The sequence below is a fragment of the Cloacibacillus evryensis DSM 19522 genome (assembly GCF_000585335.1).
Lineage (GTDB): Bacteria > Synergistota > Synergistia > Synergistales > Synergistaceae > Cloacibacillus > Cloacibacillus evryensis.
Window position 1 is genome coordinate 2,862,337 of record NZ_KK073872.1, and the last position, 18,933, is coordinate 2,881,269.

At 48.9% G+C, this 18,933-nt stretch carries 20 protein-coding genes; 17 read left to right on the forward strand and 3 right to left on the reverse strand.

All coding sequences use genetic code 11. From position 1 onward, the window contains the following. Positions 1-39: 39 nt before the first annotated feature. The gene (locus tag CLOEV_RS12820) at positions 40-1,125 is read left to right on the forward strand and encodes a pyridoxal-phosphate-dependent aminotransferase family protein (protein ID WP_034444177.1); all 1,086 of its coding nucleotides are present in this window, start codon (positions 40-42) and stop codon (positions 1,123-1,125) included. Positions 1,126-1,133: 8 nt separating this feature from the next. Here the strand turns inward: CLOEV_RS12820 and CLOEV_RS16170 are convergent, their stop codons facing one another. Continuing rightward, entirely contained in the window at positions 1,134-2,321 is a 1,188-nt protein-coding gene (locus CLOEV_RS16170) for a glycosyltransferase family protein (RefSeq protein WP_156938428.1), read from the reverse strand. Between the two features lie 63 nt (positions 2,322-2,384). Here CLOEV_RS16170 and CLOEV_RS12835 point away from each other — a divergent pair, with 63 nt between their 5' ends. The 4 genes from CLOEV_RS12835 to CLOEV_RS12850 all read left to right on the forward strand — a co-directional run bounded on the left by CLOEV_RS12835 (position 2,385) and on the right by CLOEV_RS12850 (position 6,383). Beyond that, entirely contained in the window at positions 2,385-2,615 is a 231-nt protein-coding gene (locus CLOEV_RS12835) for a hypothetical protein (RefSeq protein WP_008710219.1), read from the forward strand. A 53-nt stretch (positions 2,616-2,668) separates the two neighbouring features. Continuing rightward, a complete protein-coding gene (gyrB, locus tag CLOEV_RS12840; RefSeq protein WP_084482402.1) occupies positions 2,669-4,612 on the forward strand; it encodes a DNA topoisomerase (ATP-hydrolyzing) subunit B in 1,944 nt (647 codons plus the stop codon). 116 nt (positions 4,613-4,728) lie between these two features. Then, positions 4,729-5,577 (forward strand): BRO-N domain-containing protein, encoded by an 849-nt coding sequence (locus CLOEV_RS12845; RefSeq protein WP_034444183.1) that lies wholly within the window; start codon positions 4,729-4,731, stop codon positions 5,575-5,577. A 26-nt stretch (positions 5,578-5,603) separates the two neighbouring features. Next, on the forward strand, positions 5,604-6,383 hold the full coding sequence (locus tag CLOEV_RS12850; RefSeq protein ID WP_034444185.1) for a YdcF family protein: 780 nt from the start codon (positions 5,604-5,606) through the stop codon (positions 6,381-6,383). 101 nt (positions 6,384-6,484) lie between these two features. On the opposite strand, the gene CLOEV_RS12855 is transcribed toward CLOEV_RS12850, so the two are convergent. Continuing rightward, positions 6,485-7,009, reverse strand: coding sequence for a hypothetical protein (locus tag CLOEV_RS12855; protein ID WP_034444187.1), 525 nt, complete (start codon positions 7,007-7,009; stop codon positions 6,485-6,487). Further along, positions 7,009-8,145, reverse strand: a complete 1,137-nt coding sequence (locus CLOEV_RS16175; protein WP_051485087.1) for an HD domain-containing protein — start codon at positions 8,143-8,145, stop codon at positions 7,009-7,011. The genes CLOEV_RS12855 and CLOEV_RS16175 overlap by 1 nt, the downstream gene beginning before the upstream one ends. A 306-nt stretch (positions 8,146-8,451) precedes the next feature. Here CLOEV_RS16175 and CLOEV_RS12865 point away from each other — a divergent pair, with 306 nt between their 5' ends. From CLOEV_RS12865 to CLOEV_RS12920, 12 genes are all read left to right on the forward strand, one after another. Further along, a complete protein-coding gene (locus CLOEV_RS12865) occupies positions 8,452-9,345 on the forward strand; it encodes a hypothetical protein (RefSeq protein WP_008710206.1) in 894 nt (297 codons plus the stop codon). Between the two features lie 25 nt (positions 9,346-9,370). Next, positions 9,371-10,132, forward strand: a complete 762-nt coding sequence (locus CLOEV_RS12870) for a plasmid pRiA4b ORF-3 family protein (RefSeq protein ID WP_034444190.1) — start codon at positions 9,371-9,373, stop codon at positions 10,130-10,132. A 179-nt stretch (positions 10,133-10,311) separates the two neighbouring features. Next, positions 10,312-11,055 (forward strand): hypothetical protein, encoded by a 744-nt coding sequence (locus CLOEV_RS12875; RefSeq protein WP_034444192.1) that lies wholly within the window; start codon positions 10,312-10,314, stop codon positions 11,053-11,055. Positions 11,056-11,072: 17 nt separating this feature from the next. Continuing rightward, positions 11,073-11,609: a hypothetical protein gene (locus CLOEV_RS12880; RefSeq protein ID WP_034444193.1), complete on the forward strand. Its 537-nt coding sequence runs from the start codon at positions 11,073-11,075 to the stop codon at positions 11,607-11,609. Between the two features lie 259 nt (positions 11,610-11,868). After that, on the forward strand, positions 11,869-12,939 hold the full coding sequence (rfbB, locus tag CLOEV_RS12885; RefSeq protein WP_034445949.1) for a dTDP-glucose 4,6-dehydratase: 1,071 nt from the start codon (positions 11,869-11,871) through the stop codon (positions 12,937-12,939). Beyond that, positions 12,936-13,823: a glucose-1-phosphate thymidylyltransferase RfbA gene (rfbA, locus tag CLOEV_RS12890; RefSeq protein ID WP_034444195.1), complete on the forward strand. Its 888-nt coding sequence runs from the start codon at positions 12,936-12,938 to the stop codon at positions 13,821-13,823. The genes rfbB and rfbA overlap by 4 nt, the downstream gene beginning before the upstream one ends. 79 nt (positions 13,824-13,902) lie before the next feature. Beyond that, on the forward strand, positions 13,903-15,039 hold the full coding sequence (gene rffA, locus CLOEV_RS12895; protein ID WP_034444197.1) for a dTDP-4-amino-4,6-dideoxygalactose transaminase: 1,137 nt from the start codon (positions 13,903-13,905) through the stop codon (positions 15,037-15,039). Further along, positions 15,036-16,142, forward strand: coding sequence for an ATP-grasp domain-containing protein (locus CLOEV_RS12900; protein ID WP_034444200.1), 1,107 nt, complete (start codon positions 15,036-15,038; stop codon positions 16,140-16,142). The genes rffA and CLOEV_RS12900 overlap by 4 nt, the downstream gene beginning before the upstream one ends. 17 nt (positions 16,143-16,159) lie before the next feature. After that, positions 16,160-16,831 (forward strand): LbetaH domain-containing protein, encoded by a 672-nt coding sequence (locus CLOEV_RS12905; RefSeq protein ID WP_034444201.1) that lies wholly within the window; start codon positions 16,160-16,162, stop codon positions 16,829-16,831. Between the two features lie 44 nt (positions 16,832-16,875). After that, on the forward strand, positions 16,876-17,877 hold the full coding sequence (locus tag CLOEV_RS12910; RefSeq protein WP_034444204.1) for a ketoacyl-ACP synthase III: 1,002 nt from the start codon (positions 16,876-16,878) through the stop codon (positions 17,875-17,877). A gap of 67 nt (positions 17,878-17,944) precedes the next feature. Continuing rightward, complete coding sequence (locus CLOEV_RS12915) at positions 17,945-18,163, forward strand: acyl carrier protein (RefSeq protein ID WP_034444205.1); 219 nt, start codon at positions 17,945-17,947, stop codon at positions 18,161-18,163. 2 nt (positions 18,164-18,165) lie between these two features. Beyond that, complete coding sequence (locus CLOEV_RS12920; RefSeq protein WP_034444208.1) at positions 18,166-18,930, forward strand: SDR family NAD(P)-dependent oxidoreductase; 765 nt, start codon at positions 18,166-18,168, stop codon at positions 18,928-18,930. Positions 18,931-18,933 lie beyond the last annotated feature (3 nt).

Consider the following 18,933-nt stretch of genomic DNA (forward strand, 5'->3'; position numbering starts at 1 on the left):
TTTCCGGCGCTTTTTTCGTAGGCAAAGGAGACTTGAAGAATGCAGACCTATAAAATCCCGCTGGTGCCGGGGCCGTCCTCGGTCCCTCTCAAATACCGCGAAGCATATCTCACGGATTACGGCAGTACGGACCTGGAGGACGACTTCTTCGCGCTGCTCGCGGAGAACGTCTCGCTGCTGCGGCAGGTGCTGAAAACTGAAAACAGCGTCGTCGTCGGCTCGGGCGAGGCGATGATGATACTTTGGGGCGCCCTTAAGAGCGTAGTGAAGCCCGGCGATCGGGTGCTCGCGGTCTCAAACGGCCTCTTCGGCCACGGCTTCGGCGAGATGGCCGAGGCGATCGGCGCGCGTGCGGAATACATGGAGGCCCCCGACGGCAAGTTCGTCGACAAAGAGGCGCTGCGCAAGAAGATAGCGGCGTTCTGTCCCGACGTCGTGACCGCCGTGCACTGCGAGACCCCCAGCGGCCTTCTGAACCCGATCGCCGAGATCGCCCCCGTCGTCGCCGAAAGCGGCGCCCTCTTCATCGTAGACTTCGTCGCGAGCGCCGTCGGGGCCGACGTCCGCGTCGACGAATGGGGCATAGACCTCGGACTGCTCGGAAGCCAGAAGTGCCTGTCGCTGCTGCCCGACATATCGATGCTCACGATAAGCGGCAGAGCCTGGAAACGGGCGGAAGAGGTAAACTACGCGGGGTACGACGCGATACTCCCCTGGAAAGAGGCCTTAAACGTAAAGGCGATGCCCTACACCCACAACTGGCAGGCGAATGCCGCGCTGAACCTCGCGCTCAAGAGCGTGCTCGAAGAGGGACTGGAAAATTCCTTTAAACGCCACGCGGAGGCCGCGGCGTACTGCCGCGCGCGCGCTCGGCAGATGGGACTCAAGCTCTACGCGGCGGAAGAATCGCTCGCCTCGCCGACGGTCACCGCTATCATGGTCCCGGACGGCTGGACGTGGCCGGAGCTTGACGCCGCCTTCCGTAAGGAGGGGCTTGGCGTGGGCGGCAGCTACGGCGCGCTCGCGGGAAAGGTATTCCGTATCGGGCACATGGGCAGCCAGGCCGATATGGAGCTCGTAAAGCGCGGTATGGACGTGATCGAAAGGGTGCTCAAAGGGAGATAGTGCAAGCGTCATGCGCGGAAAAATTCCCCGATCTTTTCCGCGATCTTCGCCGAGGCGCCTCGCCGCAGGTTCAGCTTCGCGTACTCTTCGGCGATCCCGCGCCGCCTTTCCGGGGATTCGATAAGCTCGGAGATGTAGTAACAGGCGCTCTCCGGCGTCATTATCTCGCGCCGCTCCGGCAGCACCGGACGTCCAGCCAGCCGGTTGGGCAGGGAGACATAATTTTCTTTCGAGTTGTACCAGAAAACAAGCCGCTTCTTCAGGAGCCGCAGGCCCGGCGCGCTCGGGGAAATCGCCCCGGCGAGCCCGTCAAGCGGGATGTTCTCGGCCTGATTGAGCGGCGCGATCATAAGCAGCGGCACGCCCAGCGAGGCGATCTGCAGATTGTTGGTGCCGGGGAAAGCCACGGCGAGGGAGGCGGCGGCGATCGCCTCATACTGACCGGAACGCACCAGCGGCACGCGGCAGCCGTCGTCGGGAAGTATCTCCTCCACGTGCTCCCCGCCGCGCCATTTTAGCCCCGCCTTTTCAAGCCCCGAACGAAGACACGCCTCGTCGACCGTCGGCGCCACGGGAAAGACCGCCTGCCAATCGGGATACTTCTTATGAAGGATGCGCGCGCACTCGCTGTAAAAGGCAAAGCCAAGCTCATACTCAAACGGTCGGCTGCCGGGCATAAAGCAGATGATATGCTCCGCGGCAATGCCGTACCGGCGGCGGAACTCTTCCGCGCGGCAGCTGCCGCGTTCCGGCACGCTGTCCAGTATCAGGTTGCCGACAAGGCTGCGCCGGTCCGCCGCCACCCCGGCTTTTTCAAAACGCCGCTGCGCAAACTCGTCAGGAATGAAATAGTGGCGCACACGCCCGCGCCAGCGCGGCCGCGCGGTATATATCATCCACGGGGCGCGGAGCTTCATCGACAGCGCCCAGCCATACATCGGGTCCCCACCAAGCTGCAGGATGAGCCGCCTGCCCTCTGAAGGCGCTGCGCGCATCGCTTCGCGCAGCCGCACGACATCGGCTACCCCGGGCATCAGGCGGGCGCTCCCCGCCTCCATGCCGCTCGCGTACGGGCAGGGCAGCGTCACCCCCGTAATGCTCAACTCAAGCCGGCTCTCGGCCAGGGCCTTTGTGACGGGCCCCATCCAACCGGAGACCTCCCCCGGAGAGTTGGAAAGTATAAATAAAGTGTTCATAAATTCACTCCGTTTCAGGTGGATGACATGGTATAATTATAGACTGATTGGGGGATTCTACAAATGTTTATTCCTCTGGAGGGCGAAAACATCGTCTGCCTCGCCAACGTGGTAGCGATCTACCGAAGCGGAATCCAAACGGTGATCCTCAAAAGAGACGGCTCGACGGAGACGACGTCGTTTACCCCGCCGACCCTGGCAAAGAGGCAGAAAGCCCTGGGGGCCGATATTGACGCGCATTTGGCCCCGACACATACGACCCGGAAGCGCGCCGCGCGAAACACAGGCGAATAGGCGGCGGACGGTTTTGCAAATTCATGATTCTTGAGAGTAAAGGAGTTATATATATGTCAGATATGGACATCCCAGCAAACGCGCAGCAGAACGGAGCCAACGCCTCGGACTATACGGCAAAGGACATCCACGTTCTTGAGGGGCTCGAGGCGGTACGCAAACGCCCCGGCATGTACATCGGCGACCAGAGCCAGCGCGGACTTCACCACCTCGTCTACGAAGTGGTAGACAACTCGATAGACGAATCGCTCGCGGGCTTCTGCGACACGATCGACGTGACGATAAATATCGACGGCAGCGTCACCGTCGTCGACAACGGACGCGGCATCCCCACCGAGATGCACGAGTCGGGCAAGTCTGCGGCCGAAGTCGTCCTCACGGTGCTCCACGCGGGCGGAAAGTTCGACAAGAGCGCCTACCAGGTCTCCGGCGGACTCCACGGCGTCGGCGTCTCCGTCGTCAACGCCCTCTCCGTCTGGCTCGAACTGACGATCTGGCGCAACGGCAAAGAATACCACCAGCGTTATGAGCGCGGCATCCCCATGACGGGGCTGGAGGCCGTCGGCGATACGGAACTGCGCGGCACGCGTGTGCAGTTCATGCCGGACGAAGAGATATTCTCCACGACGGAATTCCAGGCCGACATCCTCAAACAGCGTCTGCGCGAACTCGCCTTCCTCAACTCGCACATCACCATCAACTTTGAGGACCTGCGCCCCGAGAAGCCCGAGAAAAAGAGCTACAACTACCCCGGCGGCATCTCCTCCTTCGTCGAATACCTCAACAAAGGCAAAGAGGTGCTCTTCAAGGGCCCCATGATCATCAGCGGCGAAAAGGACCAGACGCAGGTGGACGTCGCCATCCAGTACAACGACACCTATCTGGAAAGGCTCTACGGATTCGTCAACCTCATCAACACCATCGAGGGAGGCACCCACGTCGCCGGCTTCCGTTCCGCGATGACGCGCGCGATAAACGACGAGGCGCGCAAGCTCAAAATACTGAAAGAGAAGGACAACAATCTCTCCGGCGACGACCTCAAAGAGGGACTCACCGCCGTCATCTCCGTCAAAGTGATGGAGCCGCAGTTCGAGGGGCAGACCAAGACCAAGCTCGGCAACAACGACGTCAAGGGCATCGTCGACTCCATCGTCTACGAGGGGCTCAAAAACGCCCTCGACGAACGCCCCGAGATCCTGAAGCCGATCGTCGAGAGCGCCCTCCGCGCGCGCCAGGCCCGCGAGGCGGCGAAAAAAGCCAAGGAGCTCGTGCGCCGCAAGTCGATAATGAGCGGCCTCACCCTTCCCGGGAAGCTGTCGGACTGCTCGAACCGCAACCCCGCCGACTGCGAAATATACATCGTTGAGGGAGATTCCGCGGGGGGCAGCGCCAAACAGGGGCGCAACCGCGAATTCCAGGCGATCCTGCCGCTGCGCGGCAAGATACTCAACGTCGAAAAGGCCCGCCTCGAAAAGATACTCAGCAGCGAGACGATCCGCAACATCATCCTCGCCCTCGGCTGCGGCGTCGGCGACGACTTCAACGACGAAAAGCTGCGCTACCATAAAATCTTCATCATGGCCGATGCCGACGTCGACGGAGCCCACATCAGGACGCTGCTGCTGACGCTGTTCTTCCGTTACATGCCGCAGATCATCGAGAAAGGCTACCTCTACGTCGCGCAGCCGCCGCTCTTCCGCGTGCAGTGCGGCAAAGATGTCACCTACTGCTTCTCCGAAAAGGAGATGAAAGAGGCGCAGAACAAGGCCAACGGTAAAAAAGTCGACGTCCAGCGCTACAAGGGACTCGGCGAAATGAACGCCGAACAGCTATGGGAGACGACGATGAACCCGGAAAACCGTATCGTCAACCGCGTCGAGGTGCAGGACGCCGTCGAAGCCGACGAACTCTTCGGCATCCTCATGGGCGACGTCGTCGAACCGCGGAGAAAATTCATCGAACAATTCGGCAAAGAGGTCAAGAACCTCGATATATAGCCCTCCAGCGCCGTCCTCCGGAGAAACTATCTCTGACGGCCGGCGCTCATTTTTTAATAGCACGGCGACGTAACAGACATGCCCATACTCAAAATTACGTTGCGGAGGTTACCACAATGACGGATAAAATAGCTCTATTTGAAAACAAAAAGATCCGTTCCGTATGGGCGGAGACGGAGGAAAAATGGTACTTCTCCATAGTGGACGTAATCGGCGCATTGACCGGAAGCGCTAATCCACGTAAGTATTGGAGCGTCTTAAAGACCAGGCTCAAGGCAGAGGGAAGTGAGTTGACTACAAAATGTAGTCAACTGAAAATGCGTGCGGCAGACGGGAAATTTTATAAAACAGACGCCGCCGCGACAGAACAGCTTCTCCGCATCATACAGTCGGTTCCCTCACCCAAAGCTGAACCATTCAAGCTTTGGCTCGCACACGTCGGCACTGAGCGCATCGAAGAGACGACAGACCCAGAACTGGCCATTGACCGCGCCTTTGAGACATATCTGAAAAAGGGCTACACAAAAGAGTGGATACACCAGCGGCTGCTGTCAATACGAATCCGCAACGACCTCACTGCGGAATGGGAGGGACGCGGCGTGAAAAAAGGCGTCGAATACGCCATCCTTACCGATGAAATAACCAAGGCGTGGACAGGAATGACTACGCGCCAATATAAAAACTTCAAAGGGCTGAAAAAAGAAAACATCCGCGATAACATGAGCGACCTCGAGCTGGTGCTGAACATGCTCGCGGAAGCAACTACGACAGAGGTATCAAAAAGCATAACCCCAGAAACCTTCGAGGAAAACCGCAAGGTCGCAATGACCGGCGGCGAGGCGGCCGGAGAAGCGAGAAGGGCCGTGGAATCGCGTACCGGTAAATCAGTCATAACCAAACAAACGGCGCTGGACTTCACGCATATCATAGAGTCGGTCGGCGAGGTCGAAAACAATGATTCATAACAGACCGCTGCCGATGGAAGAATAAGATGTTCCTACTCTACAAATTGGCAGGCTCCATGATCGTCCCACCGGGGCTTTTTATCATCATCCTTCTGCTCCTGGCAGCCGTCGCGTGGAGAAAACCGCGCAGAAAAGGGCTGGCCTTCTCGCTGTGTCTCTTCGCCTTCATACTCTGCGTCATGAGCACCTCCGCCGGCGCGCTGCTGATCACCGGCCCGCTTGAGACATTATACAAAGCTAAACTTCCGCCGCAAAACGCCGACGCCGCGATCCTGGTCCTCGCGGGAGGCTCCTCCTATGACGACAAAGGCTCGTCGGTCCAGCCCGGGGTCTACGCGATGGAGCGCGTCTACGCCGCCGTCCAACTGGCAAAAGAACGCCCCGGCCACTCCACGCTGATACTCTCCGGCGGCAACGTCTTCGGCGCCAACGACCGCTCCGAAGCGGCGGCGCTGCGGGACGCCGCCCGCGCGATGGGCTGGGAGGGCAAAACGATCCTCGAAGAAAAATCCCGCACCACCTCCGAAAACATGAGCCTCAGCGCGAAAATCATCCGGCAGCAGGGCCTCAATCACGTAATAATCGTCACAAACGCCTTCCACATCCCGCGCGCCATACGCCTGGCTGAAAAACAGATGCCATACATACAGAGATACCCCTGCCCCAGCGGACGCCTGACAGACCCCGTGATAAGGGGCCTGTCGTCGTTCCTGCCCAACAGCGGTGATTTAAACGCCTCCTGCCTCGGCATAAGGGAATGGATCGGCATCATGGCATATAAGATAACCGGATTTGTAAAAAGGTAGGTTGTAAGCTAGCCAGCCACATCTACGCCGACATGATACTGAAAATACAAAAAGCTAAGGGGCGCTGCCGGGTATTCTCAGCAAAGCCCCTTAGTTAGGAATCAACCACCTATCGCAGGAAGCTGCGGACAGAGGTTTCTTAACTCTCCATACAGCTCCTTCGCCATCTCAATCCGGCCATCTTTAGCTTTTTGCGGCTTTCGCACAACCGTTTCACTCCATACGTCGACAACGCCTTCCTCTTTTGACAGATAAAGCGCCGTCGCCGCTAATTCCAGTACGACGGAGCTGGAATCAGCGGCTTTTTGCGCAAGTTGGATAAACGCTTCCGGCAACGCGTCGACATCTGACGCTTTGCTATTAGCGGTATAAACAGAATATGCGGTTCCCCAGGAAGTATTTACTTCCTCCTCTTTAAAAAAACCCGACGCGGCGCCATAGTCCGCAGCATCCGCCAGTTCTTCGCAGTAGGGCCCGTAATGATAATATTGGTAGACAAGGTTGGAATCCAGCCCTGCCGCCTGTAATATATACATAGTCTTTTGAAGCCTTATCCGGCCGACCAGTTTTCCGCCAACGGTCTTAATCAGCCGCGCGATCAGCATTGCGTCATCTTTTAGCTGCATTAGGCCACCTCCGTCATTTTATAATTCTTAACCCGATCTTTCAGGTAATTTTCCGCATCGCCGCCATATTCACTGACGTAGCCCCTAATTTCTACAAAAGACCCGATACTCCAGACAACATCGGAAATATCCGTGAGCGATACAATCCTCTGTTTTTCGTCTACCGCTAAAATTTGATTGGAGCGGCTACGGTTTGCTTTAGGGTTGTTATAAGAACCGCGCCGCACCATATCCATAAATATTTTATCACTTACATTTGAATGTTCGTCATTCCAGTTTTTAATATCAGATAATAAATCCGGATAGGCCTTATTAAAAAACCTTTTTATAATCTCTTCTTTGTCCTGCTCACTCTCTTTTATATTATTCTTAATCAAGACATCTTTTATCGGCATTTTTATTGATTTAAACAGTTTTCTGTTATACAACCGCTCGGATAGTTCTCTTATATTTCTATCGTCAGCGCCGCGGAGCTGTTCCAGCATGCCACATATCACTGTGTCATCAAGAAGAAGCGATGACTGCCATGAGCTCATGTCATTCACAAACTTACATATTGGATGATCTTCGGTCATCATCCTGTCTCGCTGCATGTAATCCAGGCGATCCGCATCAAACTGGCCGGAGACTACGGAGCTGTAAATATCTGAATGCTCGCCGATAGCAGCTGCAACATTATTTCTAAACCCCTTATAATAACGATCTAAAATCACGCCAATTTCACCTTCGCGGATAAGCTTATCTGTGATTGATTCATGATTTACCGAAGCTAGCTGAAATTTTTTACCAACCTCTTCGAAAGCATGACTGAACGGTCCATGCCCCAAATCATGCAACAGTGCGGCGCAGAGAGCCGCGTCCTTCTCCGCATTATTCGAAGTCGGAGAACCGCGCTTCTTTAATTTGACGTCGATGATCTCAATCAGACGCCGCGCCAAATGAAAAACACCCAAACTATGCGCAAAGCGGGTATGTGTAGCCCCTGGATATACAAATTCAGAAAATCCCAGCTGCTTAATTCGCCTCAGCCGCTGAAAAGCTTCAGTTTGAATAATTTGCCAGAGCAAATCGTCAACCCGCTCTTCCCGGAACTCGATCAAATTGTACAACGGGTCACGTACCCTCTGCAGCTTCATTGATCTGGACATCTTCTTCACACCTCGCAATAAAAAAATAGAACGCAAATAAAGCTCATGTGCTATGTACAAATTTTCAACTGGTGCTTATATCCTGTCCTTCACTTTTATTATTTGCAAGCTATAACGAATTATCATAGCTATATTTCGTTTTATTATTTACTACAAGTAAAACTTATATTAACAAGACAATCAATACCATTATTTAAAATTCCACAGAGATAAATCGACGGATAAATTACATCTTATTCCGTATCATCTATGATAGACTAAATATAGATTTCTACGCGTGAGGAGGAACATCTATTGAAACACCCGAAGGCTTCCTTAAATTACATAACGCAATTACGCAAAAAAGATAGAGATAGTGACAACCATACGAAGCCCCCTCTGGAATCTAATGACGTCGTACAAACAGGGGATTATACATTCTCAAAAATAACTCCCGGCGGCAGGGTCGGCGACAGCGGGCAATTACTGCTTGCGAAATCCAAATCAGACGCGAAACGAAAATACCTGGTGAAACATGCCTACTGCGACTGCGCGGCAAATGAATTCATATACACTAAACTTGCGTTGGCCATGGGCATGAAGATGCCGGAGGTCGTCCTGTTTCAAATATCTGATGGTGAGCAAAGACGCTGTTTTACAACAGAATATATCATCGGCGCTAAATATCTGGACTTACAGATACCTGACCCAACATACCAACAGATCCGTGAGCATGCTGTTAACTGGCAGGATTATTTCCGTTTCCTTGCAACATATAATATGTTTCTTGAATGTGACAGCCTGGAAATGCCTCTGGCCTCCGACGGTTATCTATATAGGGTCGATACGACAAGTTCATTCATAATATGTGAACACGACCTATTTTCAGCAGGCCTTAATATCGAATATGACGGAATGAATATCAAAGAGGAGACCAGAAAATACATATTAAATAAAGAGCAATTTATATCCTGGACAGACGATAGGTTTGATTACGCCATACAAAAATGCATTCTGCCGCATGGCAAAGAATATATAGCGTACTATCTAGAGCCCTTTAAGTATATACAAGAGATCGATGCGCACTATATCGACGACATCCTGAACACATTGTGTTATTTCTACCCAGATTTTATTGGAGATTACTACAAAAAATTTATCTCCAAATTACAGAAAAGATCGTTAGAATATCTTAAAACAAAAAACTAGACTTTACATAAGGGGCTGATTTTAAGTGGCGTCACGAACGGTTTACCAGTTTCAAGCGGAACTTTGCGATTACACTCCAAAAATCTGGCGGCGTTTCCAAACGGCGGCCGACATCTCGATGGCAAAACTGGGATACATCGTCATGACCATGTTCGAGATGCAGGCCAGCCACCTCTTTCATTTAGACATCCCCGTCATGGACAACACCGTAAAAGAAATGTTGGAACATGATTTAACGGGAAAACTTGATCTTAATGAAGAGGATGTCAAGAACACGTTTGAGCCGAAACACAGAATTTGGCGCGCGAAAATAATCGACGAGAACCTTGCGGGATATGCCCCCAAAGACAGGACGATCATTGACGCGACCGGCGTCAAGGTCAAAGACACTGTATTTTCCCCCGGCAACATTATGACCTTCACATACGACTACGGCGATGACTGGACGATATCGCTGGTTCTGGAAGAGGTCTACAAAAAAAGCGAACTTCCGGCCAAAGAACTGCCAAGAGTATTGGAAGGCGAAGGCTACGGGATCATCGAAGACTGCGGCGGAACATTCGGGCTGAAAGAGCTCGCCGCGGAATTCAAAAAGGGAAGGGGCCCCAGATACAAAGAACTCCGCGATTGGCTGGGCACGGACAAACTTGACCTCCGCTCCTTCGACATTGGAGAAATGAACTTCCGCCTCAAAAAAGTGCCGCGCATCTACGCCGACATCTATGAGCACAAACTTGAACCGACCAAACGTTCATGGGACATACTGACGAGAAAATATCTGGCGTAGGCATTTCTCGACACCGCTGGCAGTGGCAAATATCCAAACACAAATCCTACTACAGCAAAAAAACATCTGAGAAACAGCCAACTAAAGCGAAATCGCTATACGCGCGCTTCTTTCCGCAAATCTCAGCCGCACTGTAAAACTTCGTGCGGCTGGGATTTGCGGAAAGACGGCGCGGCTGCATGCTGAAACAGGAAAAGTACAGAGACACGTATAAAAAGTACCTCGCTGCCGACGGGGACGAACACAGCATCGATAAATACTACACTTTCGATGAAAAAGGGCACATCATGGTCGTGACAACATCACATGACACCGACGACATCGCCCCCGCCGTCAGAGAGACTTTCCAAAAGGTAATAGTATTCTTCGGCGCGTGGACCGCCGCACTGGCAAAAAAAGGGTACAGCCTCTTCAACTACGACGCGGTAAACAAAATCATAGCTTCCAGCGGATTCTTCGTCTCAATGGGCAAAGAGGCGCGCTCCTTCAACTCCGACACCACAAAGGCATCGCTTAACACCAACATCATCGGAGCCGTATTGGGCTCGGACATCACAGGAGGCGGCATGGCGATAGCCAAAAAGACCCTCGCCGTGATCGGCGGCGAAATCAGCGGAAGCTTCGCGGAACAGAAAACGAACAAAGAGATAGCCCATCTGCTTTTCATCTGCGAATCACTTATGGGGATGCCCATCGTCACCATCTCGCTCTACCACTCCAAAATGGAACAGTTCGAATGGGTACAAAAAACCAACTGCGAAGAGGTCAGCCGGCAGACGATAAATTTCAAATTCGACGCGGATGATTATCTTTTCGTCGACCCCGACTACATAAACAAATTCACCGCAGATTTTGTGAAAAGCGACGCCTATGAAAAGCTGATCGAAAACCTCTCAAAAATACTCGATGAGCCGCAGCAATAAATTAGGAGGTGGGAAGAATGCTTTTCTGTAAAGTGGATATCAATAAACCCGTTTCCTGCATCACGTTTCCCGAACTAATTCAGAGCGCAGAATATAACGCAAGGGCGTTTTCATTGGAAGAAGCCATTGAAGCCCCGATCAACATCGGAAAAGGTCTATATGAGAAACCAATAGCTGGAAAATGCCATATCCTTGGAGAAAATGACGGTATCGATTTCAGCGCGGCAGAGTGGTGCGACTATGTTACGATGACCGCTCTCTCCTCCTGCGCGCCGGTGATAGTTTATGACACGGACAAAAACAGCGAAACCGGCGGGAACGTATGGGCATTCCACGCGCGCGGCGGGGATATCCCGGACGGCAGCATGCTATTCACCCTCAAGGATCGCCGCGAAAAACTGTTGATATACACGGTTAGGGAGTATGGTCGTGACTATAATACGCACATAGAAAAAATCTTGAGCTTCGGCTATCTAAGTTCAAATATATGCATCGTAACCGGCTACCCCAACAACATCTTTGTAGACAAAAACGGCGGTGTCGCCTTCTTTTAGCCGCCGTTCAAAAACATAAGCCCACCGCGCGTCGGTACGCCCTTGCCAAGGCGTACCGACGCGTCTTCGTAAGTGGATATATCCATAAATGCGGCAGGAACGCCGCCCGCATAAGGCATTCGTCCCAGCGGGCAGGCTGTGACGCCCGCGAAATAAAAAATTGCTATTCTTGTAGTTTGGCTACCGTATAAATTGATATACATTATGCTATAATCATGGCTGAGGCAACAAACTATCATATGCTGGGACGGATGTGTTCGTGACAAATACAAAAACCTACCTTCTGACCGGGGCAGCCGGGTTCATCGGCAGCAACCTCGCGCATTGCCTTACGACAGGCGGGGACAACGTGGTCGTTTATGACAAACTGACCTACGCGGGAAACGCCGCTTCGCTTGACGGTATCGCCGCGGAGAAGTTGGATTTCGTTCATGGCGACATCTGTGATACCGAGTTGGTCTGCGAGACACTCGCAAGACATCACGTCGACGCCGTCTTCCACCTCGCGGCAGAGAGCCACGTCGACCGCTCGATCGACGGCCCCGGCGCATTCATAGAGACAAATATCAACGGGACATTTTCGATGCTTTCAGCCTCGCGCAGATATTACGAAACATTGGACGGAGAGCAAAAGAAAGACTTCCGTTTCCTCCACATCTCCACGGATGAAGTCTATGGCAGCCTCGGGGACAGCGGTTACTTTACCGAAGAGACTCCTTACGCGCCAAACTCGCCCTACTCTGCCTCAAAGGCATCGTCGGACCACTTGGTGCGCGCCTGGTTCCATACCTACGGATTCCCAACGCTGACGACTAACTGCTCAAACAACTACGGGCCGCGTCAGTTTCCTGAGAAACTGATCCCCCTCATCATACATAACGCACTGGCCGGCAAACCTCTGCCGATATACGGCGACGGCAAGAACGTCCGTGACTGGCTCTACGTGGAAGATCACTGCCGCGCGCTACATACGGTTATGCTTAAAGGCTCTCTTGGAGAGACATATAATATCGGCGGCAGCTGCGAGCGGCAAAATATACAGATAGTAAAGACGGTCTGCTCGATCCTTGACGAGATCCGCCCAAAGGCGGATGGAGCAAAATATGAATCACAGATAACATATGTAAAAGACCGTCCCGGCCATGACCGCCGCTACGCGATCGATGCCGGTAAAATAAAAAAGGAACTTGGCTGGCAGCCGCAGGAGACCTTTGAAAGCGGCTTACGCAAAACCGTTGAATGGTACTTGAATCATCAACCATGGATAGAAAATATACTAAATGGCAAATACCGCTGCGAAAGGCTCGGACTGGGAGGTACGCAGGAATGATCACCAAAGGCATAATTCTCGCCGGCGGCTCCGGCACACGCCTCTGGCCGCTGACCATACCCGTCAGCAAACAACTGATGCCGGTATACGACAAACCGATGATCTACTACCCGCTCTCGACGCTGATGCTCGCCGGCATCCGCGACATCCTCGTCATCACCACGCCGGAAGACAGCGAATCTTTCCAACGGTTACTGAAAGACGGCTCCCAATGGGGTATAAAGATATCCTACGCCGTTCAGCCAAAGCCTGAAGGACTGGCCCAAGCCTTCATCATCGGTGAAGAATTCATCAATGGCGACGCCTGCGCACTGGTACTCGGAGACAATATCTTCTACGGGCGCGGTTTAATAAAAATTCTTCAAGATGCGTCAGCAAGAGACGTTGGGGCTACGATCTTCGGGTATACTGTAGATGATCCCGAACGTTATGGCATTGTAGAATTTGATGAAAGTGGGCACGTAACAACACTTGAAGAAAAGCCCTCTATTCCCAAATCAAACTGCGCTGTAATTGGTCTTTATTTTTATGACGATAAAGTTTCTAGTTTAGCACAAAGTATAAAACCGTCACAACGTGGAGAACTTGAAATAACGGATTTAAACCGACTTTACTTAAACGCAGGAGAACTAAGTGTTAATATTTTTGGACGAGGTTTTACGTGGTTTGACACAGGTACACATGATAGCTTACTTGAAGCATCAAATTTCATACAAATAGTACAAAAACGGCAAGGACTTATGATTTCATGTCCTGAAGAAATAGCGTGGAATAAAGGATGGATATCTAATATACAATTGCTAAAACTTGCTGGTTATCTTTCAAAAACAAATTACGGAAAATATCTATTAAAACAGGCTGAATTAAACAGAAAAAATCGATGAAGTAAGCACATAAAAATATTGCATTCGATATAGTGTTAACAAAATGGATTTTTAAGAATATGAAGGAGTCTTAATATTCATGATACCGTTTAATAAACCATATCTAACAGGTAATGAAGTAAAGTATATTAACGAAGTATTAACCTCCAGAAGATTTTCCGGGGATGGTCGTTTTTCAAAAAAATGTGCTCACTGGATGGAAAAAAACCTCAATTGTAAAAAGGCAATACTTGTGCCATCCGGTACCGCCGCCCTTGAAATGATGATGCTTTTAGCTGATATAAAGCCGGGAGATGAAGTCATAATGCCTTCATTTACTTTTAGTTCAACAGCAAACGCAGTTGTGCTTCGTAATGCCACTCCGGTTTTTATAGATATTCGTCCTGATACATTAAACATAGACGAAAAACAAATTGAGGCCGCAATAACACCAAAGACAAAAGCTATATGCCCTGTTCATTACGCTGGAGTACCATGCGAAATGGATACCATAATAGCTACTGCAAAAAAATACAACCTTCTAGTATTAAACGATGCTGCTCAAGCTATTCTATCAAAATATAAGGACAACCAAGTATGTTCTATGGGTGATATGTCTGCAGTTAGTTTCCACGAAACAAAAAATATTCAATGTGGAGAGGGGGGAGCCTTGTTAATTAATAACCCACAATTTATAGAGCGCGCAGAAATAATAATGGAAAAAGGAACAGACCGAAGCAAGTTTATTCGAGGCGAAGTCGATAGATATACATGGGTTGATTTAGGGTCTTCTATGCTAATTAATGAAATTACTGCCGCATTTTTATGGGCACAATTAGAGTATGCACGTATTATAACCTCAAAGCGATTAGAACTGTGGAATAAATACAATGAAGCATTCCTGGAATTAGACGAAAAAAATATCATCAAAAAGCCTAAGCTTCCCGTCGACTGTAAGCATAATGGTCATATTTATTATCTTTTAACCAAGAATAGTAACGATAGAGATGTCATCATGGATAGGCTAAAGGAACACAAAATACATTCTACATTCCACTATATACCTTTAGATTCTGCAAAAGCAGGGGGACGTTTTACTCATAAACATCCTAATAATCTACCAATTACATCAGATATTTCTTCACGCATATTAAGGATGCCGTTATATTATGAACTTGATATTGACAAGACAATAAAACTTAGTACTAACATAATAGAAAGTGTAATTGTAAATTGAAAAAAATCGCTATCATTGGTGCAAATGAATTCCAAAACCCCTTGATACTTAAAGCAAAAGACATGGGCTTTGAGACTCATGTTTTTGCGTGGAAATGTGGTGATATAGGAGAAAAAAACGCAGATTATTTTTATCCAATCAGCATTGCAGAAAAAGAAAAAATTCTAAAAATATGCGAAAGCATAAAAATATCTGCAATAGTATCAATTGGTTCAGATTTTGCTGTTCACACAGTTAATTATGTTTCAAGAATCATGGGTTTTCCATGTAATAGTGTTGAATGCGAAAAAATGGCTACAAACAAATATGCCATGCGCATGGCTTTTTTAGAAGCAGGAGTCCCGGTACCGAAATTCACCAAAGCTAATGTCAATTTTGATTTTAAAACATTGTATAATTATACTTTTCCTCTAATTGTAAAACCAACAGATCGATCAGGAAGCAGAGGTATTTTTAAATCTGATACACTAAAAGATGTAAGAGATGCTATTGCCATAGCATGTAAAGAATCTTGGAAACATGAGGCTATCATCGAAGAATTTTTTGAGGGAAATGAATATAGCTGTGAGAGTATATCTTATGCAGGAAAGCATCATATTCTGGCATACACACAAAAATTTACTACAGGGGCACCACATTTTATAGAAACAGGTCATAAGCAACCTGCAAATTTCCCCAAATACATGGAACCACTAATTCGAGACCATATAACCAAGGCGCTAGACGCTTTAGACATAAAATACGGTGCCTCGCATACAGAATTCAAAATATTGGATAACAATCAAATAAGAATTATTGAAATAGGAGCACGTATGGGAGGGGATTATATAGGTTCAGATTTAGTACCATATTCAACAGGATATGACTATATGAGAATGGTGATCGATATTTCATTAAATCGACCTATCTGTTGGGATAAAATGAACAAGCCTCACAATATGGAAGTTCGCTTTATATTTAATACAACCGATTATGATTATATGCAAAATATTATCAGAAATCAGCCCCAAAAAGTTGTACGAGCTACTTGCAGCAACAGGAATATATTTGAGAAGGTCACGGATAGCTCAAATAGACACGGTTATATTATTATAAAGGATTAGGAGAAATAACATAAAAAATGAAAGATCTAATCATTTTTGGTACGAATGCATTTTCGAAACAACTTAAGCAGATAATCGAAAAGGACTCTGACAGAAGGATCAAAGCGTTTTGTCTAACTACAGATTATATAAAAACTGATACCTTTTGTGGCATACCTATTATAGATTTTGATCATCTAGAAACCTGCTTTAAGAAAGATACTTTTGAAATACTTGTATCTGTCGGTTACGGCAATATGAATAATAATAGAGAATATATATTTAAAAAGTGCATAAATAAAGGATACAACGTTGCCTCATATCGACATTCTACTGCTAAAATAATGACGGATAATATTGGCATTGGAAATATTTTTTTAATTAATTCGTTTGTTTCTGATTTTACAAAAATTGGCAATGGTAATATAATACATAATAATGTAATAATTGAACATGAATCCACCATAGGGGATTATAATTTTTTTGCCGGTGCTGCTGCAACAGCAGGACTGGTGAAAATAGCTAGCCATTGTTTTTTGGGAGCAAAGTCCGTTATTTGTGATGAAGTTAGTATCGCCGACTATAATTTAATTGGAGCAGGGGTTGTTATTTCAAGTGATACTGAAAGTTACTCCATTCATAGCGTTGCAAAAACTAGAACAATACGTAATGCAAGCTTAGAAATGATGAATTATTTACTAATCAAATGATACTATTCGAATTTTGTTCCAGATAAAACTAAGGAGGACAACTTGTGCAAATTTCATACTATACTCCTATAACTCGCCTAAACAATGAATATCTTGAATCTTTATACGCCAACCCCTCTTGGACGGCGTCAAAGATATACCGCAAGACTGGCATCAAGTCACGTCCTGTCGCTGGAACGGAGCTTGTCTCTGACATGGCGGTGAAGGCGGCGCAAAATCTTTTTGACGAATACAATATATCCCCGCAGGATATAGACTTCGTTCTGCTTTGCACCCAAAGCCCCGATTATTTCCTGCCGACGACGGCCTGTCTTGTACAGGAACGTCTCGGTATCCCCACAACATCTGGGGGCTTTGATTACAATCTCGGCTGCTCCGGCTACATCTATGGACTGGCGACCGCCAAAGGGCTGCTCTGCGCCGGCATCGCAAAAAATATCCTGCTCATTACCGCCGAGACATACACCAAACATATCAATCCGCTGGACAGGAGCACGAGAACAGTATTCGGAGACGCGGCAACGGCCACATATCTCACCATAGAGGATATTGACCTGATTGGGAACTTTGTACTCGGCACCGACGGTAAAGGCGCACAAAACCTTATCGTCCCAGCAGGAGGCATGACACGGACACGAGATGACCAGACCGCTGTCGAGCATGAAGATGCCAGTGGAAACATCCGCAGCGATAACGACCTCTACATGAACGGGCCGGAAATATATGCCTTCACCTTGCGGGCGGTTCCGGGACTAGTCTCGGAGATATTAACTAAAAACAGCCTGACAATGGAGGACATTGACTACGTGATACTCCACCAGGCCAACAAACTTGTTCTCACCTCATTGAGAGACAAGCTTGAAATTGCTGAAGAAAAATTTTGCATCGATGTTGAAGAACTGGGCAACACCGTCAGTTCCACTGTCCCCATCGCGATAAAGAGGGCACTCAAAAAAGAACAGGAGAAACTTCACCCAGGCGCAAAAATCCTCATCGCGGGATTCGGCGTCGGCTACTCCTGGGGAGGAACGGTCGTCACGCTCTGACAAAAACAAAACGAATAACCAAAACGACATACACAAGATAAGAATACTAAGAAAGGAAGATCACACAATGACTATAGAAGAAAAAATCATACTGATAGCCGAAACACTGGATACGGATCAGAACAACGTCAAACCGGATGCTGAGCTCAAGTCCATAGAAGAATGGGACTCCATGGGAGTGATATCGACGATAGCCATGCTCGACAGAAAATTCGGCAAAATCCTCAGCGCCGAACAAATAGAAGAGCTAAAGACAGTCCAGGACATCCTCAACCTGATGATTTAATAATGAATAACGGCGTATTTGGACTTGAAGGACAAAAAATACTTATAACCGGCGCCTCCTCCGGCATCGGCAGAGCGACGGCTCAGTTAGCCGCCGCACAGGGAGCCATATGCATAATCAACGGGCGTGACGGGACCAGGCTGGACGAAACACTTTCAACTCTTGAAGGTGAAGGTCATATCGCAATAGCTTCTGATCTGACTCCTGAAAACTGCTCTGTGCTGGTCAAAGAAGCAGTCGCTAAAGCTGGTCTATTGAACGGCTTTGTCCATTGCGCCGGAATCGAAAAAACTTTGCCATTTCGTATGACAGAGCTTTCGGATTTGCACGAAATAATGTCCATTAACCTCGACTCCTATTGGGAGATAACGAAAGAGATACTTAAAAAGAAAAACCACGAGCCTCAAAAACTATCTGTAGTTGCGATATCTTCTGTCGCTGGACAATACGGCGCGGCGGGCAAAACAGCATATGCGGCATCCAAAGGGGCTTTGATATCGCTAACAAAATCTCTGTCGGCGGAATATGCCGGCCAGGGAATAAGGTTCAACTGCGTGTGTCCCGGATATGTAAACACGCCCATGCTGGGCAACGTAAAGAGGCTCTACAGGACAGAACAGGATTTTACAAACGCCATCGTGAAAAAGCACCTTCTCGGACTAGGTGAACCGGATGACGTGGCTTCAGCGGTCGTCTATCTGCTCTCAGTTGCGGCTAAATGGCTGACTGGTAGCGTTATGAATGTTGATGGCGGATATTGTGTTTAAAAT